General features: G+C 54.1%; 22 protein-coding genes. 14 read left to right on the top strand and 8 right to left on the bottom strand.

The annotated features are described in order from the left end of the window. Positions 1 to 790: 790 nt before the first annotated feature. On the top strand, positions 791 to 1,294 hold the full coding sequence (locus tag ABJV08_RS00185) for an AAA family ATPase (protein WP_348040038.1): 504 nt from the start codon (positions 791 to 793) through the stop codon (positions 1,292 to 1,294). Positions 1,295 to 1,446: 152 nt separating this feature from the next. Here ABJV08_RS00185 and ABJV08_RS00180 read toward each other — a convergent pair whose 3' ends face one another. After that, positions 1,447 to 2,553: an isoaspartyl peptidase/L-asparaginase gene (locus tag ABJV08_RS00180; protein WP_348040037.1), complete on the bottom strand. Its 1,107-nt coding sequence runs from the start codon at positions 2,551 to 2,553 to the stop codon at positions 1,447 to 1,449. A gap of 87 nt (positions 2,554 to 2,640) precedes the next feature. Here ABJV08_RS00180 and ispG point away from each other — a divergent pair, with 87 nt between their 5' ends. Next, the gene (gene ispG / locus ABJV08_RS00175) at positions 2,641 to 3,777 is read left to right on the top strand and encodes a flavodoxin-dependent (E)-4-hydroxy-3-methylbut-2-enyl-diphosphate synthase (protein WP_348040036.1); all 1,137 of its coding nucleotides are present in this window, start codon (positions 2,641 to 2,643) and stop codon (positions 3,775 to 3,777) included. Between the two features lie 14 nt (positions 3,778 to 3,791). Here ispG and ABJV08_RS00170 read toward each other — a convergent pair whose 3' ends face one another. Continuing rightward, positions 3,792 to 4,298, bottom strand: a complete 507-nt coding sequence (locus ABJV08_RS00170; RefSeq protein WP_348040035.1) for an Rrf2 family transcriptional regulator — start codon at positions 4,296 to 4,298, stop codon at positions 3,792 to 3,794. A gap of 75 nt (positions 4,299 to 4,373) precedes the next feature. Between ABJV08_RS00170 and ABJV08_RS00165 the strand changes: the two genes are divergently transcribed. The 11 genes from ABJV08_RS00165 to ABJV08_RS00115 all read left to right on the top strand — a co-directional run bounded on the left by ABJV08_RS00165 (position 4,374) and on the right by ABJV08_RS00115 (position 16,077). Further along, positions 4,374 to 5,309, top strand: coding sequence for a hypothetical protein (locus tag ABJV08_RS00165; RefSeq protein WP_348040034.1), 936 nt, complete (start codon positions 4,374 to 4,376; stop codon positions 5,307 to 5,309). Between the two features lie 64 nt (positions 5,310 to 5,373). Continuing rightward, entirely contained in the window at positions 5,374 to 5,805 is a 432-nt protein-coding gene (locus tag ABJV08_RS00160) for a thioredoxin family protein (protein WP_348040033.1), read from the top strand. A 15-nt stretch (positions 5,806 to 5,820) separates the two neighbouring features. After that, positions 5,821 to 6,552, top strand: coding sequence for a type II secretion system protein N (gspN, locus tag ABJV08_RS00155; protein ID WP_348040032.1), 732 nt, complete (start codon positions 5,821 to 5,823; stop codon positions 6,550 to 6,552). After that, complete coding sequence (locus ABJV08_RS00150; protein WP_348040031.1) at positions 6,549 to 7,550, top strand: LLM class flavin-dependent oxidoreductase; 1,002 nt, start codon at positions 6,549 to 6,551, stop codon at positions 7,548 to 7,550. Before gspN ends, ABJV08_RS00150 begins: the two co-directional genes overlap by 4 nt. Before the next feature lie 87 nt (positions 7,551 to 7,637). Further along, a complete protein-coding gene (gene nhaA / locus ABJV08_RS00145) occupies positions 7,638 to 8,888 on the top strand; it encodes a Na+/H+ antiporter NhaA (RefSeq protein ID WP_348040030.1) in 1,251 nt (416 codons plus the stop codon). Beyond that, positions 8,885 to 10,231 carry a hypothetical protein gene (locus tag ABJV08_RS00140; protein ID WP_348040029.1) on the top strand — a complete coding sequence of 449 codons (1,347 nt, stop codon included), beginning with the start codon at positions 8,885 to 8,887 and terminating at the stop codon, positions 10,229 to 10,231. Before nhaA ends, ABJV08_RS00140 begins: the two co-directional genes overlap by 4 nt. 216 nt (positions 10,232 to 10,447) lie before the next feature. Beyond that, positions 10,448 to 12,031, top strand: coding sequence for an NAD(P)/FAD-dependent oxidoreductase (locus ABJV08_RS00135; protein WP_348040028.1), 1,584 nt, complete (start codon positions 10,448 to 10,450; stop codon positions 12,029 to 12,031). A gap of 6 nt (positions 12,032 to 12,037) precedes the next feature. Beyond that, entirely contained in the window at positions 12,038 to 12,490 is a 453-nt protein-coding gene (locus ABJV08_RS00130) for a GtrA family protein (protein WP_348040027.1), read from the top strand. A 5-nt stretch (positions 12,491 to 12,495) separates the two neighbouring features. After that, positions 12,496 to 13,866, top strand: coding sequence for a sulfatase-like hydrolase/transferase (locus ABJV08_RS00125; protein WP_348040209.1), 1,371 nt, complete (start codon positions 12,496 to 12,498; stop codon positions 13,864 to 13,866). 4 nt (positions 13,867 to 13,870) lie between these two features. Then, positions 13,871 to 15,643, top strand: coding sequence for a hypothetical protein (locus ABJV08_RS00120; RefSeq protein ID WP_348040026.1), 1,773 nt, complete (start codon positions 13,871 to 13,873; stop codon positions 15,641 to 15,643). A 56-nt stretch (positions 15,644 to 15,699) separates the two neighbouring features. Next, positions 15,700 to 16,077 (top strand): VOC family protein, encoded by a 378-nt coding sequence (locus ABJV08_RS00115; RefSeq protein WP_348040025.1) that lies wholly within the window; start codon positions 15,700 to 15,702, stop codon positions 16,075 to 16,077. A 9-nt stretch (positions 16,078 to 16,086) separates the two neighbouring features. Here ABJV08_RS00115 and msrB read toward each other — a convergent pair whose 3' ends face one another. The 4 genes from msrB to ABJV08_RS00095 form a co-directional block, all read right to left on the bottom strand. Next, positions 16,087 to 16,593 carry a peptide-methionine (R)-S-oxide reductase MsrB gene (gene msrB, locus ABJV08_RS00110; protein ID WP_348040024.1) on the bottom strand — a complete coding sequence of 169 codons (507 nt, stop codon included), beginning with the start codon at positions 16,591 to 16,593 and terminating at the stop codon, positions 16,087 to 16,089. Positions 16,594 to 16,673: 80 nt separating this feature from the next. Beyond that, positions 16,674 to 17,987 carry a cytochrome P450 gene (locus ABJV08_RS00105; RefSeq protein WP_348040023.1) on the bottom strand — a complete coding sequence of 438 codons (1,314 nt, stop codon included), beginning with the start codon at positions 17,985 to 17,987 and terminating at the stop codon, positions 16,674 to 16,676. A gap of 115 nt (positions 17,988 to 18,102) precedes the next feature. Further along, positions 18,103 to 19,302, bottom strand: coding sequence for an ABC transporter permease (locus ABJV08_RS00100; RefSeq protein ID WP_348040022.1), 1,200 nt, complete (start codon positions 19,300 to 19,302; stop codon positions 18,103 to 18,105). Beyond that, positions 19,299 to 20,261, bottom strand: coding sequence for an ATP-binding cassette domain-containing protein (locus ABJV08_RS00095; protein ID WP_348040021.1), 963 nt, complete (start codon positions 20,259 to 20,261; stop codon positions 19,299 to 19,301). The genes ABJV08_RS00100 and ABJV08_RS00095 overlap by 4 nt, the downstream gene beginning before the upstream one ends. 44 nt (positions 20,262 to 20,305) lie before the next feature. Here ABJV08_RS00095 and queG point away from each other — a divergent pair, with 44 nt between their 5' ends. Beyond that, positions 20,306 to 21,361: a tRNA epoxyqueuosine(34) reductase QueG gene (gene queG / locus ABJV08_RS00090; RefSeq protein ID WP_348040020.1), complete on the top strand. Its 1,056-nt coding sequence runs from the start codon at positions 20,306 to 20,308 to the stop codon at positions 21,359 to 21,361. Here the strand turns inward: queG and ABJV08_RS00085 are convergent. Further along, positions 21,347 to 21,721, bottom strand: a complete 375-nt coding sequence (locus ABJV08_RS00085) for a hypothetical protein (protein ID WP_348040019.1) — start codon at positions 21,719 to 21,721, stop codon at positions 21,347 to 21,349. The two genes, queG and ABJV08_RS00085, sit on opposite strands and share 15 nt — an antisense overlap. After that, entirely contained in the window at positions 21,718 to 22,398 is a 681-nt protein-coding gene (locus ABJV08_RS00080) for an EI24 domain-containing protein (protein WP_348040018.1), read from the bottom strand. The genes ABJV08_RS00085 and ABJV08_RS00080 overlap by 4 nt, the downstream gene beginning before the upstream one ends. Positions 22,399 to 22,449: the final 51 nt, after the last annotated feature.

Below are 22,449 nucleotides of genomic sequence, written 5' to 3'. Positions count from 1 at the left end.
CAGATTGGCAAGTCGTAAAGTTGCACGGAGCAGATGATATGCGTTTCTCGCCTAGGGCCCCTGGTTCATTTGAACATAATGTCTCCGGCTTCTCTCCGCTTAGCGGAACTCACACAGGCAACTCAGTCGTGATCCTGTCACTAGGCATTGGAGCCATTGTCGCAGCGGAGAAAACCGAACTTTTGGAGACGACAACATCCCGAAAGCGGACATTGGAATTAGATATTGTTACGACAATAATTGCTAGTTTGGTGGTGCGCCGTCTGGTAACGCGATAACTATGAAGATCATGGGTTCTCTCTTATTAGCAAGCTTGATGATCGTCGCATGCTCAACACTTCCGTCTACAGATGATAGAATTTTGCGTTATGGGTGCGATGACATCGTTCTGATTGGTCGACTTGAAAATGAAGACTACGAAGCTGTCTATATTGAAGATGACCTTCTAGGCCATGGCTGGGCTACCGGCAGAATAAAGGTTAGAAAGGTCGTAGTAGGAACAGATATCCCATCACTTGTCCCAATACGATATTTCGCTCATACTTATATGCGCGAGGACCGTGAGTTCATGTTCGTGCTTAGCAAGTCTCGAAACAGCTTGTTTCGGATCGAGACCGCACAACTTCTGTCGGCTCACCCTCAGCCGGCGGCTGGATGTGAATAGATGTCCGCTTTATCCCGAAAGCGGACATTGGACTATCACACATCCGAGATAACTTCCGTTGATTTGGATTAGAGGAACGGTCAATAGAACCAGACATCACTTATGATCAATCTTAGGGAATGATACTTGGCAAAAACAGGAAATGTGATTGTACTCAACGGGACATCCAGTTCCGGAAAATCTACTCTATCTCGAGAGCTTCAACGAAAGTTGAATGATACCTATCTGCATTGCCAGCTCGATGCGTTTTGGAACATGACTCCTCAAGATATTCCTGCCAATTCCTTGAATTTTCCTGCAATGAAACTGGCCATGGCAAAATCAGTCAGAGCTCTGGCGGATACTGGACATAATGTTGTTGTAGACATTGTGCATAGCGGTCTAAAATCTCACTTGGAGTTCTCGGATGCTCTTGTTGGTGTACCTACGTTAGTCGTGAAGGTTGATTGCCGATTGGATGAACTTGAAAGACGTGAATTGGCTCGTGGAGACCGGAGAATTGGTCTAGCGCAATCGCAACTTGATGTAGTCCATGCGGAAATACCATATGATCTTGAAATCGACACAACCGACTCATCACCAACGGCGTGTGTTGAAGAGATAGCTGCGCATCTCAAGATCTCTGCGTAGTTTGAAGGCTGCTTTTCTAGAGTCCCCTTTTGCGCCCAAAGCGGACATTAGCGATGCGTCCACTCGGCCCTTCGCGATCGAGCATTATAGCCAAGCGCGAATTATGGCTCTCACCGGCAGCAAAAGTGAGTCTGCTTGAAGGGATTTAGAAGCTAATCCTCATCCCCATAGATGCCAACGCTCTTCTCGCCTTCGCTGGTGGCACGGCCGCGGTACATGCCGGGGGTGTTGTAGCTGTAACCGGCCTGTCCCCATGGCGTGGCGTAAATGATCCCGCCATCGCCGCCTAGCTCGCCGAGTTCGGCAATCACATCATCGGCAATCTGCTGGATTTCCGCATCCGGCAGCATGAATTCACTGGCGTGAATGATATAGGTGTAATTGCCGTCTGCATCTTTCGGTACGGTCAATTGGGCTTCTTCGATAGCAATTGGCCAGCGCATCCGAATGCGGGCGCAGATTTCGTGAGCGACGCCGAGCCGAATGAAATATTCGCCCGCTCCGGTTGCGGAGATTGCACAGCTGCGATCGTCGGCATAGGTGCCTGCGCCGATGATCGGACTGTCGCCAATCCGACCCCATCGCTTGCCGGTCATCCCGCCAGTCGAGGTGCCAGCGGCCATATTGCCGTTTTTGTCCATGGCGACCGCGCCAACTGTGCCGAATTTATAGTCGACATCGGCAGCGCTGATTTCTTTGGCGAGAACCGCATCGATCTGTTCAAGCCGTCGTGGTGTTGCATAATAATCCGCTGTGACCTGCTCAAGTCCCTGTTCCCGGCTGAACTGGTTGGCGCCTGCGCCGGACAGCATCACGTGCGGACTATTGTCTTTCACCGCGCGGGCCAGCAAGATCGGGTTTTTGGTGCCGTTGATGCCCGCCGCCGCGCCAGCGGACAGGTCACTGCCATCCATAATGCTGCTGTCGAGCTCGTTGGTCTTGTCCCAAGTGAACACCGCGCCCTTGCCAGCGTTGAAATTGGGGTCATCTTCAAGGATCATGATGGTCGCGGTGATCGCATCCATCGAACTGCCGCCGTCGCGAAGAATTCTGAACCCTGCATCGAGAGCCTTGGAGAGCGCGGCTCTGATCTCTGCATCTTTCTCAGGCGTGATATTCTCGCGCTCGATGGTTCCGGCTCCGCCATGAATAGCGATGGACCAGGCTTCGCCGTCCGGGAAAGCTTGCGCCGCGGCTGGCATATTCGCTGCGCCTGCGGCCAAAGCCAATGCGCATAAAATTCGTAAATAGCGGATCATCCAAACTCTCTCCCGATTGGCTCTTACCATTTCTTGGCAGACAGCCTATATGTCCGGTAATTAGGCCCTTCTGACAAGAGCAAAGATATGACCGCCCAAAACTCTTCCCTCCGTCCCTGGCGCGATATTGAACGGCGCAAGAGCCGCCAGATCATGGTTGGTGATGTTCCGGTAGGCGGCGATGCGCCGATTACCGTGCAGACGATGACCAATACGTTGACCTCGGACGCCAAGGCGACGATCGACCAGATCCGGCGCTGCGAAGAGGCGGGTGTTGATATCATCCGCGTGTCCTGTCCCGATGTCGAAAGCACGGCAGCGCTCAAACAGATTGTGCGGGCCAGCAAAGTGCCCATCGTCGCGGATATTCATTTTCACTATAAGCGCGGGATTGAAGCCGCCGAGGCGGGCGCGGCCTGCTTGCGGATCAATCCGGGCAATATCGGATCTGCGGACCGGGTGAAGGAAGTCATTGATGCGGCCAAGTCCAATGGCTGTGCGATCCGTATCGGCGTAAACGCCGGTAGTCTGGAAAAAGACCTGCTCGAAAAATATGGCGAGCCTTGTCCCGAGGCACTGGTCGAAAGCGCGCTCGATCATATCAAGATTTTGCAGGATCATGATTTTCATGAATTCAAGGTTGCGGTGAAAGCATCCGACGTGTTCCTGGCGGTTGCAGCTTATGCGCAACTTGCGGACGCAGTGGACTGCCCATTGCATCTCGGCATCACCGAAGCCGGTGGCTTGATCGGCGGCACCGTGAAAAGCTCGATTGGCATGGGCAATTTGCTCTGGGCCGGCATTGGCGACACAATCCGGGTAAGCCTGTCGGCGGAACCGGAAGAAGAAGTGCGCGTCGGTTATGAAATGCTCAAATCATTGGGCCTGAGAACACGGGGTGTCCGCGTCGTGTCTTGCCCCAGTTGCGCGCGGCAGGGGTTTGACGTGATCCGCACCGTCCAGACGCTGGAAGAGCGGTTGCAGCATATCCGCACGCCTTTATCGCTCTCTGTCCTGGGCTGTGTCGTAAACGGTCCCGGCGAGGCCCGCGAAACCGACATCGGCATCACCGGCGGCGGCAAGGGCAAGCACATGGTCTATCTTTCCGGTGTCACGGATCATCATGTCGAAGATGATGCTATGGTCGATCATATCGTCAAGCTGGTCGAAGCCAAAGCGGCGGAGATTGAGGCGGAAGCGGAACTGGTTGAGGCTGCTGAATAGCACCTATCTGCCGGTTAGCTGGTTTCACTCAACGGTTGGGCCTCTTCGTGCAACCAGGTCATGACATCCGTCAAATGTTCGGGCGTGGAATCTCGGACCACTTGTCCTCCCAGGTCGGCCAGGGTCACCGCCTTCAAACTATTGCGGAACGCTGCTTCCGCCACCGCGAAGGATGCGGCGATATGGCACGGGCTTTTGCAGTCCTTTCGCTTTAGGCCGCAGGGGCCGTTTTGCCGGATTTCGGTGCATCGAAAAGCGGGTGTACGGCCATCCACCGCGGCGGTTATGTCCCACAGGCTAATATCTGTGGCCAGTTTTGCGAGCCGGTAGCCGCCATGGGCCCCGCGCGAGGATTGAATGATCCCGGCCTTGCTCAGCGCTTGCAGCTGTTTCGCCATATAGGCTGTAGGCACGTCATGATATCGCGCGAGCGCTTCGGCTTTTAGCCCGCGACCTTCCGGCAGGGCAATCATCATGGCGGCGGCATGAGCTGCCCATTCTACGCCTTTGGAAATCTGCATCGCTTGACTCTTTGTTTAATTCAGACAATAAATATCCGAATAACATAGAGTCGAAAACGGATAAAGGTCAAAATCATGCTCATTGGGAAACCAGACTGGCTGGACCGCCTCGCGCAATTTCTGGTGTTGGCCGTCGGTCTTTTTGCGCTGCTCTTTGGTCTGTTCATGATCATCTGGCCGCTGGATTGGTATGTCGCGATCCCCACGGTCATCACCACCGGTCCGCCGAACAAGCATTTCATCCGCGATATCGGCATTGCTTATGCGGTTTGCGGGTTCATCCTGCTCTACGCGAGCTGGAACATTCACTTGCGCTGGCTGGCGGCGTTTGCCGGAGCATTATGGTTGTCGCTGCACGGTGTCTTGCATATTTACGAGGTATCGGTCGGAATATGCTCGCCGGATGTTTTCATAGCCGATGCGCCGGGGGTATTGGGGCCGCCACTGCTGGTGTTTGTTGCGCTCGGCATATTGTTCGCGCGGCAAAGGATTGCGCCTGCCGGAATTCCTCGATCGCTCTTTCTCAAAGTCGCTACGGCGAAGATCGACGAAAGCGAGAAACAATATCTCTATGAGGTCGCTGCAGCACCCGGCCATGCGTTTGAGAAATTTACCCATTTCATGCCAGCCTCCATGCATCGGCATGAAGCACCGGCCATCTTGTTTCATGCAGCCCGTATGGGTGCCAATATGGTCGAGGATTGCGGGCCTTGCGCGATCACATGCGCGAATTGGGCGCTGGTCGACAATGTCCCGAGAGAAACCGTCAATAGATGGTTCAAAGGGGCAGACAATCTGCCTGAAGATCAGGCGTTGGCATATAAATTCGGTCATGCCATCGCGACACAATCGGTCGATGCGTTTGAACTGGGCGATAGGATCGAGGCGGAATATGGCCGCACCGTTCGTTTCGAATTGGCCATGTCTGCGGCGATTGTCCGCAGCTATCCGGCTATGAAACGCGGCCTTGGTCTCACAAAAGCCTGTTCCCTCACGCCGCTGGAAGTGTAATAGCCGGTGTATGAGATTGTTGCTGCTTGTTTTGGCCCTATTGGCCCTTCCTTCGGCCTCGGCCGTGTCTGCTGCGCCAGCCGAAGCGGACCACCCTGAAGCCCGACCGTTTGAATCAGAATCGGATGCATCTTCTCAAGTTGATGCAGCGTTGGCTCGTTCGCTAAGCTCGGATAGACGGGTGATTGTGGTCATGGGCGCGAACTGGTGTCACGATAGCCGCGGATTGGCCGGTTGGTTTGCGGAGCCGCGTTTCGCTGCGATGCTTCAGGAAAAATATGAACTCGTCTATGTCGATGTCGGTTTCAAGGACCGCAATATTGATATCGCCCAGCGCTTTGGTATCAAATCGATCAAAGGCACGCCGACGGTGCTTATTCTCTCGCCTCGTGGGGCCTTGCTGAACCGCAAGTCGGCTCCCAAATGGCGCAACGCGGCGAGCCGGGAGGAAGAGGATATCTTCTCATATTTCGACCGCTTTGTTCCCGAACTCTGATCCGAAGGAAAGCAGGTGCCGCGCCCATTGACTTATATATTGATCCTGCTGGCGGTGCTCGCGGTTGCGCTATTCTTCCTGCCGCTGCGGCTAGCGGTCAGCTTGGCCGGACTGGAAGGATCGCGCTTTTCGGCCAAGGACATCACAGGGTCTGTTTGGAATGGCCGGATTGAAGGCGCCCAACTGGGCCCGTTTGCATTGGGTGATCTGGATGCAGGCGTTCAATTTGTACCGCTTTTGACTGGAAAAATTTTGATGGATCTGGAACGCCCTGCCGGTTCAGTTCAGGACGGACTAGCCGCTACCATCGGGAAAAATGGCCAAAACCTGTTGGTTCAGGATTTAAAGACACAGTTGAATATTGGTTCGCAATTGGCACCATTGCCCGCGTCTAACATCGATCTGGATGGTTTGAACGTCGCTTTTGCTCAGGGCCGCTGCCAATCGGCCAGTGGCAAGGTTCGGCTCTCACTGGACGCAAATATTCCGGGCCTTGATTTGAAGCAAGGCCTGTTGGGAAATGCCGAATGCCGCGATGGTGTATTGGTCCTGCCTCTTCAAAGCGGCTCCGGGATGGAGCAACTGACCTTCAAGCTAGAGGGCAATGGATTTTATACGGCCCGGTTATTTCTGTCAGGCGGCAATCGTGCCTGGACGCTGCTATTGCCGACCTTAGGCTTTCGCAATGTCCCCAATGGCTATGCGATCAAGGTCGCCGGACAGCTGGGGCAAAGGAACGTGCAATGACCAATGCGGTAAAATTTTCCATTCTTGATCTATCTCCGGTTCCGCAAGGAAGCGACGTAAAGACAGCGCTGGATCGGTCTTTGGCGCTGGCCCAGCATGCCGAGGCACTGGGCTATGAACGATTCTGGATGGCCGAACATCACGGTATGGAAGGCATAGCCAGTGCGGCGACAGCGGTTTCACTCGCGCATATCGGGCAGGGAACCAAGTCCATCCGCATCGGTGCCGGCGGGATCATGCTACCCAATCACGCACCCATGGTGATCGCCGAGCAATTCGGGACATTGGAAGCTTTGTTCCCGGGGCGCGTTGACCTCGGCCTTGGTCGCGCACCCGGTTCAGACCAGCGGACCGCTCAGGCGTTGCGGCGCGGCTTGCAAAGTGACGCGAATGAATTTCCGCGCGACGTGTTGGAACTGCAAGCCTTTTTGGCTGGCGATGACAGACTCGGAATACAGGCGACACCGGGGCAGGGCACGAACATACCGCTCTACATTCTCGGCAGCAGCCTGTTCGGGGCACAGTTGGCGGCCGCTCTTGGTCTGCCTTATGCCTTCGCCTCGCATTTCGCGCCTCAGATGCTGGACGAAGCACTGATGATCTATCGCCGTGACTTTAAGCCCTCTGAACAGCTTGCCGAACCCTACGTGCTGTGCGGTTTCAATATATTTGCAGCGGATAGTGATGAAGAAGCCGAATATCTCTCCAGTTCCATGATGCAAAGCTTTGTTGCGTTGCGCACGGGTAATCCCGGAAAAATGCCGCCGCCGGTTGAAGGCTATCGCGAAAGCCTGCCTCCACAGGCCCAATCCATGCTGGGACAGATCATGCAAGGCAGCGCGATTGGTGGGCCAGATAAGGTGAAGCAGGGCGTAGATCGGTTCATCGACCGCACGGGCGCTGACGAGCTGATCATCTCCGGATCAATCTTCGATCAGGCAGCGCGCGAGAAAAGCTATACTATTGCTGCCAATATTCGCGAATTGGTTGCCGCCTAAGACCCAATTCTCTGCATACAGGCCTTGATTTTGTAACATAGTCTGCGCATGACTCTGACCAATTAAAATTCCAAAAAAGGTGCCCTTATGGCAGACGAAAAAGTGCAACGCTTAGGCAGAGATTCCGCGCTACGCGATTTTCTGAGAAGCGAAGCGGCCGGTGGTATCTTGCTGATGTTTGCAGCCGCCCTCGCTATGATTGTGGCGAACAGCCCGTTGTACGACATGTATCATCATTTTCTGCACGAATTAAAGGGGCCGACCCTATCCAGCAAACTTGGACCGATGACGCCCCATCTGTGGATCAATGATGGTCTGATGGCGGTCTTTTTCTTTCTGGTCGGGCTGGAAATAAAACGTGAATTTGTCGATGGACGTCTCAATACCTGGGAACGCAGACGCTTGCCGGTACTCGCTGCGGCGGCTGGTATGGTTGTGCCGGCGGTTATCTATCTGTTTATCGTCAAGGATGTGCCAGCGCTATACAATGGCTGGGCAATCCCGGCTGCGACGGATATTGCCTTTGCCATTGGCGTCTTGGCGCTGCTTGGTTCCAGAGCTCCGGCTTCGCTGAAGCTTTTCCTGGTCACGGTGGCGATCGTCGATGATATGGGCGCGGTGGCAATTATTGCGCTGGTTTATACCGCAGAGATCAATGGTGCAGCCCTGCTCGCCAGTGCCGTGATCCTCGCCATCATGTACACCATGAACCGCAACGGCGTTCTCAAGCTGTGGCCTTATATCATCCTGTCTATCATTCTCTGGTATGCGGTTTTGATGTCCGGCGTACATGCCACCATAGCCGGTGTTTTGGCGGCATTGTGTATTCCGATCATCGTCACCCCGACATCACCAGATGCCCAAAATTCTCCACTGCACATCATGGAACATGGGATTGCGCCCTGGAGCGCTTTCCTGATTGTTCCGGTCTTCGGTTTTGCCAATGCCGGTGTTTCATTGGAGGGGCTCGGCATGGATCAGATTTTCGCGCCGCTGCCTTTGGGCATCGCGGCTGGTCTGTTCTTCGGCAAGCAAATCGGAATTTTCGCAAGTGTCTGGATCGCGGTAAAAACAGGTTTCGCCGGTCGTTTGGGTGGCGCCACTTGGTTGCAAGTATATGGCGTGGCGATGCTCTGCGGTATCGGCTTTACGATGAGCCTGTTTATCGGCGCACTGGCATTTCCGGGCAATGAATTGTTGATCGAGGAAGCCAAGATCGGGGTGTTGATGGGGTCACTTCTTTCCGCAGTTGTCGGTTTCTTGATTTTGCGCTTTGCACCGCAGGGCGGACATTTGGACTCGATGGAAGACGAGCAAGAGCTGAAGGTGACTCTTTGAGGCTTCTCGGTCTGCTCGCCGCAACGGCTTTTCTGTCTGGTTGTACCGCCACACAGATGGAGGTCTCGACTGTTCAGTCTGTAGAGCAAGCCCATCCGCCTTCGCCGGTCACGGCGACTTTGGACAAGATCGCATCTGACTATGTCAAGCTGACGCTTGCTCTTGGCGAAAAAGAGCCAGGCTATGTTGACGCTTATTACGGACCGGAAGAATGGGCCACGGCGGCAAAATCCGATCCGCGTGATATGCGTGAATTGGGCAATGCTATCATCGATCTGATGTTGCGGCTCGACGCGGCTTCCGACGGTGATGATCCAGAGATAGCCTTGCGCAAGCGCTTCCTGTCGGCACAGTTGGAAGCTGCGCTGACCCGTCACGCGATGATGCAGGAAGAGGTGTTTCCGTTTGCCAAGGAGGCCAAGGGGCTGTTCGATGTCACCCCCATATTCAAGCCGCTCTCTGCCTTCGACCCTGTGCTTGAGGAAATCGAGAATCTTGCGCCCGGTGATGGACCGCTTAGCGAACGGGTGGCGGATTTTGAGAAGGGGTATATCATCCCGAAAGACCGTCTGAAGGTTGTTTTCGATGCCGCAATCGCTGAGTGTAAGGCGCGAACCGAGAAATATTTCGGCCTGCCCAAAACCGAGAATTTCAAGATGGAATTTGTTACCGGCAAAAGCTGGAGCGGGTATAATTATTACCAAGGCAATTATCAAAGTTTGATCCAGATCAACACCGATCTGCCGATCTTCATTGGCCGTGCCGTCGATCTGGGCTGCCACGAAGGATATCCCGGTCACCACGTTTATAATATGCTGCTTGAGCAGAATTTGACACGCGGCAAAGGCTGGCAGGAATTCTCGATCTATCCGCTCTATTCCCCACAAAGCCTGATCGCTGAGGGGTCGGCCAACTATGGGATCGAGCTAGCGTTCACGGGACAGCAGCGATTGGACTATGAGCGCGACGTGCTTTATCCACTCGCCGGTCTGGATCCCGACACAGCGGCAGCCTATTGGGCGATGCAAATCGCCAAGCAGGCGCTTAGCGGTGCACGCATGACCATTGCCAAACAATATCTTGATGGCGAGATCTCGCGGGATGAAGCAATTGTGCTCACGCAGAAATATCAACTGGTATCGGCCAAACGTGCTGCGCAGATGACCGACTTCACCGAACAATATCGCAGCTATGTGATCAACTATGGCCTCGGCATGGAAATGGTCCGTGACTGGATCGAAAGCGGAGGCAGTTCACCGGTTTGGCGCTGGAAGGCGATGGAAGCATTGTTGAGTCAGCCGATATTGCCAGAGGATTTGCTCGGTGAAGTGGTGTCGGACTAGGTGAGTGGCGTGACCCTCGACAGGTTTCAGAAAGTCCGTCGATAATTTGCGTCTATGGCCCAGGGTCCTGAACCGGGTTTTGGATTGCGATTATCAGACTATTGTTTGGCAAATTCCCGACGACCCATAACCTTTCGTTAACCAATTTCGTTCACTCCGGTTTCTGAAACATGAACGGCGCGGATATGCGCGCACCATGGACAGGGACCAGACTTTATGACCACACAGGAAAAACCCTCTAATACTCCAGTAGATGTCGCTATTATTGGCGCGGGGCCAGCCGGCCTGACCGCCGCCTATCTGCTTTCCAAAAAAGGCTATTCGGTCAAAGTGATCGAAAAAGACCCCCAATATGTTGGTGGCATCAGCCGGACAGTGGAACATGAAGGTTTTCGCTTTGATATTGGCGGTCATCGCTTTTTCTCAAAATCTCAGGAAGTGGTCGATCTGTGGAACGAAATTCTTCCGGATGACTTCATTCAACGTCCGCGGATGAGTCGCATCTACTATGAAGGCAAATTTTACAGCTATCCGCTGCGGGCCTTTGAAGCGCTCTGGAATCTCGGCATCTGGCGTTCGACGCTTTGCATGCTGAGCTATGCCAAGGCGAAAGTTTTCCCGAACAAGAATGTCAAAAGCTTTGAAGACTGGACGGTCAACCAGTTCGGTTACAAGCTCTATTCGATCTTTTTCAAAACCTATACTGAGAAAGTCTGGGGCATGCCCTGCGACGAAATGTCCGCAGACTGGGCGGCACAACGTATCAAGGGGCTGAGCCTCTGGAGCGCGGTTGTCGACGGTCTGAAACGGTCTTTGGGTCTTAACAAAAAACCCAATGACGGCATGGAAACCAAGACGCTGCTCGAAACCTTCCGCTATCCGCGCCTCGGCCCCGGTATGATGTGGGATGCGGCCAAGGCCCATGTCGAAGCCAAGGGCAATGACGTGTTGATGGGCCATAGTCTGAAGCAGCTCGCACAGGATGCCGATGGCAACTGGCGGGTGAGCGCTTCTACAGATGAAGGCGAGACTGTCCTCACGGCGAAACATGTAATCTCCAGCGCGCCCATGCGTGAACTGGCAACCCGTATCCACCCGCTGCCACAGTCCTTGCCGGAAGCGCAGGAGCTGAACTATCGCGATTTCCTGACCGTAGCGATCATGGTTAAATCCGAAGACCTGTTCCCCGACAACTGGATTTATATCCATGATGATCGTGTGCAGGTCGGCCGCGTTCAGAATTTCCGCAGCTGGTCGCCTGAAATGGTGCCGGACGAGAATATCGCTTGTGTCGGCCTTGAATATTTCTGCTTCGAGAATGACGGCCTGTGGTCTTCGTCGGACGAGGACCTGGTTGAACTGGCCAAGAAAGAAATGGCGATCCTCAACCTGTGCAAACCCGAAGATGTGGTTGGCGGTGCGGTCGTTCGTCAGGAAAAAGCCTATCCGGTTTACGATGACAGCTATGAAAGCAACGTCGAAACCATGCGCGATGATCTGGAAAGCCGTTTCCCGACGCTTCACATGGTCGGACGCAACGGGATGCACCGCTATAACAATCAGGATCACGCGATGATGACCGCGATGCTAACGGTCGAAAATATTGAAGCCGGCACCCGGAAATGGAATGTCTGGAACGTCAACGAAGACGCGGAATATCACGAAGCGGGTGATGAAGGCGCCGAGACAATCATTGCTGAGGAAATCAGCGAAGACCGTGCCGCGGCTCTTGAAAGCATGCGTGATGTCCCGACCCGGATTGAAGAATCTGCCGAAGCCAAAGCGAAGAAAGCAGCCTAGAAAATAATGGAACGCAGCGGAATAGACAGACGGTCGACTATCGGCGGCTGGGTGGGCAATTTGCCCGCTCCGCTGGCCATGCTCAACCGTTTTTCTATCACCCGCTATTTGCTGGCAAGCGTTGTTAGCCTTGCCTTTGACGTTGCTTTGTTCATGGTTCTGGTCGCCTTTATGTTTGACCCGGGATGGTCATCGGCCGCCGGGTATGGCGCCGGTATTCTCGTCCACTGGTTGATTTCATCCAGTTTCGTATTTCCAGGAAAAGCCCGTGATGGCGCGGCTCTGCAACTGCAGCGCCTCGGTTTCATCGGCACGGCCGTGCTTGGCTTGGGCATAACGGTCAGCATGGTAAGCTGGCTCGTTGATTTGGGCATTTTGCCTGTTGTCGCCAAAGCGGCCGCAGTCGGAGTCAGTTTCTTTGCGGTTTATTTCACGCGCAAATATGGAGTGTTCCGTTGAGCTACATGGATAAAACCATAGATGCGCCGGTCAGCAAGCATCGCTTCAGTCCCGATTTTACCCGATTCATGAACTGGGCTCTCGTTTGGATCGTTTTGGCCAATATTCCGTTCATGGCTATGTGGCTGGTCGGTGCGCCCCCGCGTGCAATCCCAATCGCGATGGCCGGTTTGGTGGGGCTTGTTGTAAAACGCATGCCACGTGTGGTCCAATGGATTGCTTTTGTTGGCGTGATGGTCTTTTCATTGCTCTCATTTGTGTCGGGACTGTTCAGTCTTACGCTGGATTCGCTGGTCTACTCTCTGCAGTTTTTTGCAGAGATAAAACCCAGCAATTCGATGGAATATATCGCCGCTGCGGTGGTCATAGTGGGAATCTGGATTGGCAGCTGGTTCCTGCTGAAGCGCGATACCAATTTTGCCAAACCACTGCATATCCTGTTGGGAGGCGTTCTTATCTTTGGCCTCGTTGGTGCTGACTCTGCTGTCGGCGCGGGGATGCGCGGTCACTATTTCCGGCCGGCCCCGGTCGGTGCTACGTTCGAATCCGCTATCAACAAATCCGGCTTTGCCGCGCGTGCGGATGGCAAACGCCATCTGGTGTTGATCATGGTTGAATCGCTCGGCATGCCAAAAGACAATCAAGCGATGTCCGACAAGCTGTTTGCTTATTATAACGATAGTATGATCAAGGCGCGCTATGAGGTTAGCCAAGGCAGCAGCCTCTATTATAATAGTACCACTTCTGGCGAAGTACGCGAACTATGCGGTCGCTGGGGCGACTATTACGAGCTGCTTGAAACCGACGATCCGAAGGTTCTTGATTGCCTGCCCGCTCAACTGGCCAAAAAGGGCTATGCCACCCAAGCGATGCACAGTTTCAAAGCGCCATTTTTCAAGCGCGCTACCTGGTATCCCAAGATCGGTTTCCAGAAACGTGAATTTGCCGCAGATCTGGAGCAGCGTGGCGCAGAATGGTGCGGCGGCGTTTTTGCCGGTGCTTGCGATCGTCACGTGCCAAAAATGCTTGCCGAGAATTTGAAGCAGGCAAAGCAACCGACGTTTCAATATTGGTTGACGTTGAACACGCATTTGCCCGTACCGACAGAACAGAATCTCGACACTGGAAATTGCGAGAAGGTCTCTGTTGCGCTGGCGCGTGATTATCCGATGATTTGCCGCCAGTTTTCTATATTCGATGATATCGATAAGGCCCTGATTGCGGAGATCACCGCAAGTGATTTTCCGGAAGCGGACATTTTGCTGGTTGGCGATCATATGCCGCCATTTTTTGACCGCCATCATCGTTCGCAATTTGATCCTGAACGGGTTCCATGGCTGTATCTGAAGGCCAAAAACTCTCAACCCAAGGGGTAAGATTTTGGATCGCTTGCGTGGAAAATTCCCGTTATTTTTGATCTGGCTCGCGGTCTGCGTGGTGCTTATTCTGGTCACGCGCGGGCAGATTATGACCGGCATTGGTTGGGATCCAGACGATCAGCTTCGCATGGTCCAGCTGCGCGATTGGCTCGGCGGACAAAACTGGTTCGACACAACCCAATATCGGATCGGTGAGCCTGACAGTCAGCCGATGCACTGGCCGCGCTGGATCGAACTGCCACTTGCATTGGTGGTTCTGCTTCTGAAGCCGCTGATTGGTGCGACCGGTGCGGAAACGGCCGCGATGGTCATCATACCGCTGGTGACTCTCGGAATCGCTATGTGGTTGGTTTTCAAGATCAGCGAACATGTGTTTGATAGCAAGGTTGCGATTCTGGCGGGGGCTTTGACGGCCACTGCTGTTCCCATTGTTGCCCAAATCCGGCCTATGCGGGTGGATCATCATGGCTGGCAGATTGTTCTGGCGTTGATGGCGCTATGGACCATGTTCTGGCCGGACAAACGCAAGGGCGGCTTGGCAATGGGGGCAGCGCTCGCGCTCTGGCTCTCAATCTCTCTGGAAGGCCTGCCTTTGTCGGTAGCCTTTGTCGTGCTCTTGACGTTCCGTTGGATATTCAAGACCGAGGAAGGGGTTCGACTGTTCTGGACGCTGCTATCTTTTCTCACATCCAGCTTCATTCTGTATCTGGCGTCGCAAGGGAGCTTTGATAGCGCCCGCAACTATTGCGATGCCATCTCTCCAGCGCACCTATTCGCTTGCACAGTCGGTGCAGCCATCATGTTGCCGGCTATCAAATTGCTGCCGTCCAATATCGGTTTGCGGATCGCAAGTCTCGCAGTCGCAGGCATCGCGGCCTTGGCAGTCCTGCATCATTCTGCACCGCAATGTATCGGCGGTGCATTCAATACCATGGACCCGCTGGTCCGCAAATATTGGCTGGTCAACATCCTTGAAGGCCTGCCTATCTGGTACCAAAATCCGAAGACCATGATCACCTTGCTAGGAGGTTCGATCATCGTAGGACTGGGCAGTTTGATATATATCGTCCGTGCGCAATCCCGTCAGATTGATCGCAACAAATTGCTGGTCCTCGCTTATGCATTTCTCTGGGCGTTGCTTTTGTCACTGTTTGTCCAGCGCGCAACTGCGGTTGCAGCTGCCTTTGCTCTGCCGTTCATGGCATGGGCAGTGCATAGAGCTTTTATCTGGGCGCGTGGCATCAAGCGACCTGTTTCGCGGATATTGGCCACGGCTTCGGTCATTTTCCTGATCATGCCCGGACCGCTTGCCATTGCGCTTTTCTCAGGCATCACAGGCAATGAAGAACAGGGTGAAGCAAAATCAGAAACTGCGATATGCGAAAATAATGAATCTCTGGCTCGGCTCAACGCTTTGCCACGCGCCAATATTCTTGCGCCATTTGACTATGGACCACGGATCTTGTTGCTGACGCCCCATCATGTGCTTGCAACCAGCCATCATCGCAATGACAAGGCAATGGCCGATCAGATAAGAGCTTTTACATCTAAACCGAAAGTGGCCCGCAATCTCTTGGAAGAGCATAATATTCGCTATATTGTTGCCTGTGAAGCGGAGCCCGAACTGGCCTTTTACGCAAAAAAACACCCGCAAGGCCTATGGTCTCTGCTGGTGAAAGGCGAAAAGCTGGACTGGTTACAACCTGTCTATTTACGGGACAATGAGCTGCTGGTCTGGCGAGTGGTGTCAAAAGACTTGCGTAACACTATGTAAAATATGATATGATTTCAATCGATGGTCGCATAATAACAAGAACCATGGAGATTGATATGGCAAGGGTCACGGGCCTCGGCGGAGTTTTTCACATGGTGAAAGATCCAGCCGCAACACGCAAATGGTACAAGGAATATCTGGGCTTGGACGGAGAATATGGTCCTATGCTCAACTGGTCGGATGAAAAAGGGGAAAGCCCCTATAGTTTGATCAGTCATTTTGCCAAAGACAGCGATTATCTAAAACCCAGCGAGGCGCCGTTCATGATCAACCTGAGGGTAGATGATCTGGACGCTTATGTTGAGCAGCTCAAGGCCAAAGGTTTAGAAATTCTGGGACAGGTTGATGAAGGATATGGCCAATTTGCCTGGATCCTTGATTGTGACGGAATCAAGCTGGAATTCTGGCAACAGGTCGAGGCGCCGGAAAGCTGAGCTTCCGGTTTAGGCTGGGATAAACTTCAGCGAGAGACCGTTGATGCAATGCCGCTTTCCGGTTGGTTTGGGGCCATCATTGAAAATATGTCCCAGATGCCCGCCGCAGCGAGCGCAGTGGACTTCGGTGCGCGCATAGCCAATTTTATAATCTGTGGTGGTGCCAATCCGGTTTTTGGCGATCGGTGCCCAAAAGCTCGGCCAGCCCGTGCGGCTGTCATATTTTGTGTCTGACTTGTAGACACCCAGGTTGCAACCGGCGCAGGCGAAGACGCCCGCGCGCTTTTCGGCATTGAGCGGGCTGGAATAAGCACGTTCTGTGCCTGCCTGGCGCAAAATGCGATAGCGTGAGGGACCCAGTCGTTGTTTCCATTGGTCCGGCGTGCGTTTGATTTTGAACGTCCCGCCGGCCTGCGCCTTGGTACCGCCGAACAGCCCGGTAAGGCCGGCAATCCCAATTGCGCCGGTAGCCGCGAGAGTGCCGGATATTATGGTGCGACGATCAACGCTTTTCATCTGCAGTCCTTCTCAATATTCCCAAATCATTCGACCCCGGAAGCAGATTGGTTACAGATTTGCGCCTGAACAGGAACTGATCAATATTTGGTCAGCTCAACTTCCAGTTCGCGGAATCCGTGGACGAAACATGCATGGACCCGGCGATTCTTGCCTGTTGGATTAACCTGCATCCGCCGTTTGTGCATTTCTTCGAGCAATATCCGGATTTGCAGTTCGGCCAAACGGGCGCCAACGCAGCGGTGAATGCCATAGCCAAAGGCCAGATGGCGGCGCGCATTTTCACGATCGACTTTGATTTTGTCCGCTTCCGGAAAAACTTCTTCGTCACGATTGGCCGAAATATACCACATCACGACCTTGTCGCCCTTTTTGATCTGGTGGCCGAACAGGTCGTGGTCTTCCAGCGCGGTGCGCCGCATGTGCGCAAGCGGCGTTTGCCAGCGGATGATTTCCTGCACGGTATTGGGAATGAGATCGGGGTTCTGCTGCAGTTTTGCCCGTTCTTCCGGAAATTGACCCAGGCCATAAGCGACGCCTGACATGGTGTTGCGGGTCGTGTCATTGCCGCCAACGATCAACAGCACCAGATTGCCCATGAATTCCATCGGATCCATATCGCGCATATGCTCGGAGTGGATCATCATCGAGATGAGATCGGGGGTCGGCTCTGCGTCCACCCGGTCATTCCAGAGCTGGGTGAAATAGGCGCCCATTTCGAATAGGATCTGGCGGCGCTGTTCGGTCAGATCTTCTGCGACGGACAATTCTACATCGCCAGCCCAGTCGGACCAGTAGGTCAGCAATCTGCGGTCTTCCCATGGAAAGCCGAACAGAATGGCAAGCATGCCGGTGGTGAGTTCGATCGAAACCTTGTCGACCCAGTCGAATTTTTCGCCCCATGGCAGGTCATCAAGCACTTCTTCTGTGCGCTTCCGGATTTCCGTTTCCATCCGTTTCATCTCGGTCGGCGTGAATGCTGGTGCAACGGTGCGGCGCTGGCCCGTGTGCTTGGGTCGATCCATGGCGATGAACATCGGAAGCTGAAAGTCCTGATCAAAGTCGGGATCGGCAATGGTAATGCCGCCATGTTCTACATCGGAAGAATAGATATCCGGCAGCGCTTCTACATGCTGGATCGGCTTGTAGGTGGTGATGTTCCAATAGTCGCCGTGCACGCCGCCTTCGACCTTGTTGATCGGGGCCTGAGCGCGCATTTCCGCAAAGGGTTTGCGCCACAGATCTTTGCTATACAAATCGGCCCGACTCACATCCCAGGGATTGGCATCGCCATCGGCAATAGGAGGGTTGCGCACATACCACGCTTCGAGCGCTTCATCGGCAGTGGGGGAAGTGGTCAGATTATTCAGATCAATTTGCGGGACGGAAGCCATAAGTCTCTCCTGCCGTTGCTTGTGTCAGCAATCGGTTGCGTTTCAAAACGCGTTCAATCTGCCTCTATTGACAGTAATGTCAATGTCTTTTCGCCAAAAACCGCGAATCTGGAGACTATTTGCCGGTCACTCTGGCAAACAGGCTCTTTTTGCGGGCGGACTGTCCGGATTTCATCACATTGCGACGGAACAGCATCACCGAAAAGCGGATGATGATCATCGTGAAAAGACCCTGCCAAGCCAGCGCGAGGCCATGTTGCCAGATATTGTCCATCTGTGCCGCCCGTGCGATCATCGCAAAGGGGGAGCTAAACGGAAAGAGGACCGCGAACCATTCTACCGATTCACCGAGCTTGGTGATGGAGGAATATGCCAGAAAAAAGACAAGCAATTGACCCATGGTGACCGGCATCGACAGGGTTTGCACCTCGCGCACGGTCGTGGCCATCGCGCCGATTCCGAGGAACAATGAACCGAGAAGCAAATAGGCCATAGAAAAGTACAATATCATCAACAGGCCAAATAGGGGCCAGCCGACTGCAGGAGAGGGCAGGGCTCCCCAATTTCCTCCGACCAGCAGGGCTATTGTGAAACCCACTGTGCTCCACACCGCAATGCCAACAAGTGCCATGCCCAGCATGGCGAACAGCTTGCCTAGAAAAATCGCATCCATCGGAATGGCCGCGGCTAGAATCTCAATGATCTTGTTGGTCTTTTCCTCGACCAGATTGGATAGAACCATCCCGGCCAATATCATGGTCAGCAGGATGAGAATCGCTTGCCCGACTTGCGCCGTCACCAGCTGGTTCCGTTCGCTTGAGCTGCTGGTCTGCCTGACAAATGTGGTTGCAATATCGACGGTTGCAGGCTGCGAAAGCGCAGTCTCTGATAGCAGAGCGATCTTCCCTTGCCATCGCTTGACGTCTCTCTCCGATCCCGTCAGCATAGGGGCTGTCAGCGTCCCGGAAAGCACGGCAGCCAACGATTTTTCGCTGTTCAATTTTGCAATTATATCGGCTTCACTTCCGGAAAAGTCCTTTAAAACAATCAGCTCTGGAAGTGCTTTTGAACCGAGGCTTTTGGATAGCCGCAATCGTGTTGAAAGCAACCTATCAGCCTCTTCTGTGGTCATGGCGACACCAATGACCGGATTGTCAATATCCCGGGAGACCTGCGATCCAAGTCCGCCGGCTGCAACTCCTATTCCCAGTGGAAACAACGGTCCCAGCAAAAAGAAGAAGAAGGATTTCGAAAATATGATCGCGGTGAAATCACGGCGGGCAATGACGAAGGCGGCGCGGATGGTCTCGATCATGCTGCTGTCTCCATAGCGTTGGCGGCAGCATCGGCATCCATTTTCTTGGCGGCCGCTTCACCGGCGATTTGGACAAATGCGTCGTGGAGGCCGGGGCGTTCGATCGAGAGGGATTCGATACCGGCACCGCCTTCCACCAAGGCATGGAGCAAGGGTTCGACACCGCTTTCCGGCAATGTGAAATGCCAATTATGACCCAGCGGCTTACAGTCTGCAGGGATGGCCGAGCGCCATGGGCCATCCAGGTTCCGTGTTTCGAGATGCACTTGGGGACGCAACCGGTCCCGGGCCTCTGAAACCTTGCCTTTAAAGGGGATTTTCCCGTCGGCGATAATGGCGATCTCTTCGCAAAGGCGCTCGGCATGGGCGATCACATGGGTTGAGAAAATGATCGTGACGCCCTTGTCAGCCTGATCGCGGATCAATCGTTCCAACTTGCCCTGATTCAGTGCATCAAGGCCGGAAAATGGTTCGTCGAGAATGATCAAATCGGGATCGTGGACGAGGGTGCCGAGCAATTGCACAGTCTGTGCCATGCCCTTGGATAGCTGCCGGATCTGCTTGTCGGCGGCATCGCCAAGCCCATGATCTTCCATCATCTTGCGTCCGCGTTTGCGACCGTCCGCCAGCGGCAGGCCGCGCAGGGCACCCATGAACGCAATGGCATCAAAGGCTTTCATGGATTGATAGAGGCCGCGTTCTTCGGGGAGGTAACCCACTTGATGTGCTTTGGAAATCGGTTCCGATGATCCCAGCAGAAACCGCTCGCCTTCGTCGGGATCGATAATCCCGAGTAGCATCCGTAACGTCGTGGTTTTTCCGGCTCCGTTCGGGCCCAATATCCCGAAAATACTGCCTTTTTCTATCGTCAGATCAATGCCGTCGACAGCGGCGTCGCCATCAAATTTTTTGACAATATTGCGGGCCTCTATGGCAAATTCGGAAGGTGACGCGTGCATTTACGGCTTTCATATCTGACAGGAGTGATTGATAGGGAATCCCTATGGCGGATGACAAGTTAAGATTGGCAAAAGCGATCGAAAAAAAGGCGATCGAGGAGGGCTTTTCCTCTGTCGGTATTGCGCCCGCCACGCTGGGACCCAAAACCCAACAGCGCTTGCAGCAATGGCTGGCGGACGGTTGCCATGGCGATATGATCTGGATGGCGAACCGGTCGGATGAGCGATCTGACCCGATGACGTTATGGCCTGACGTTCGCTCGATCATCATGCTGGGCATGAGCTACGCGCCCGCAACCGATCCGTTCGCGCTAGAAGATATTTCCGATCATGGCCGGATATCTGTTTACGCGCAGGGCAGGGATTATCACGATGTTGTGAAGGGCGCCCTGAAGCGGACTGCCCGCTGGCTGGTTGAAACTGCGGACTGCGAGGTAAAGGTTTTTGTCGACACAGCCCCGGTGATGGAAAAGCCTTTGGCCGAAGCAGCGGGATTGGGCTGGCAAGGCAAGCACACCAATGTTGTCAGTCGGGATCACGGGAGCTGGCTGTTTCTCGGCGCTATTTACACAACTCTGGATCTGCAGGCATCGACGCCGGGAAAGGACAGTTGCGGCAGCTGTTCGGCCTGTCAGGACATATGCCCGACCGGAGCCTTTCCGGAACCCTATAAACTCGATGCACGGGCCTGTATTTCTTATCTGACGATCGAGCATAAGGGGCCCATCCCGCACAAATATCGCAAGGAGATGGGCAACCATATCTATGGCTGTGATGATTGTCTGGCCGTCTGTCCGTGGAACAAATTTGCGCAAGCGGGATCGGCAAACAAGGCTTTCTTGCCGCGCGCGGAATTGGCTGCCCCGGCTTTAGCGGATATTCTGGCGCTTGATGATGCCGGATTCCGTCAGGTCTTCTCGGGCTCTCCGATCAAGCGCAGCGGTCGTGACAGGATGGTGCGCAATGCGTTGATCGCTGCTGGCAATAGCGGAGATATAGCGTTGATAGGGCCAATTCAGGCGCTATTGAGTGATGGCGATGAGACGATCCGAGAAGCAGCCAATTGGGCGCTTGATCAATTGGCGTTAGCGCAACCTTAGCGCATTGACACAACTGACCCGGTCGACGGCTGCGCCATCGCTGCGGCGGGCATCGATATGGGTAACCCGACTGGTGCCGCCATTTTTTGAAGGATAGAGATAGGCGTCCAATATACATGCGCCGCTGCCGAACTGGAGTTTCCGGGCCGGCGGTTCAGCCAAATCCAATTGTGGGTCACCGAAGAGGCGGATAAGCTGTCCGGCTGTTTTGCCCATGACGGCATCCAGACCAGCCACTGAATTAAGCGGAGATGCCGCCGCAGGTGGAAGGCTAGGCCCCGTTGTCGCGTTAGTAGAGGCGCAGGCGGCGAGTGCGGGTAAGCTCAGCAGCACTAGACATTTGGCTTTCATGCGGATCATTCTTCCTTCTTCCCATGAACCAGATGGGTAGCCATAGCGGCTCCCAATACCGGTGCAAGGAAATTGACAAAGGGGATGGCCAGCAACAATGCGCTCACCAGCCCGAGGAAGAAGCGTTCCAACTTGGGAAGACTCCATTCAGCCGTCAGTTTTTGATGGTCCGCAATGTGGCGAGCGGCGACCATGTCCTGCAAATCCCGGCCGAGCAGAACGGCATTGACCGAGAAAAATGCAATGGGAAGCCCTACTCCGGTCACGAGCAACACCAAATATACCGGCACCGCCAGAAGATTATAACCCAATGCCCGTCCGGCGGAAGCGAGGCCCATTTTGATGCCGAGCACATAGCTCGGTGGTCTCGCCGTTTCTGCGCGATCCGGATAATATTGTCGCTCGACGGCATCGACAATATCATCCGAAAAAATGTTGAGCACAAAGATCGCAATTATCCGGAATAGCAAAAGGCCGGTCAATATGGCGATCACTGCGGCACCGGCGGCGGCTGCCAAGCCGCCATCCGTCCAGCCCAGCCAAGCGAATAGCCAAAGCAGAGCGAAATATGCCGCCACGCCAAAAACAACAAATAACAGCAGGGTCAGAAGAATGACCTTTAGCAGGATCACCAATATGGCTTTGTCGCTGAGCTGCGCGAGGGATCGGGAAAAGGCCTGAAACATTTGCGCTCCATGTCATGATTGTCTGGCCAACGTCAATTCTGCTTGATGGCA

This window comes from Parasphingorhabdus sp., from assembly GCF_039982395.1.
Classification (GTDB): Bacteria; Pseudomonadota; Alphaproteobacteria; order Sphingomonadales; family Sphingomonadaceae; genus Parasphingorhabdus.
The sequence above is the reverse complement of the archived record's forward strand: the minus strand, read 5'-3'. Positions and strand labels throughout refer to the sequence as shown.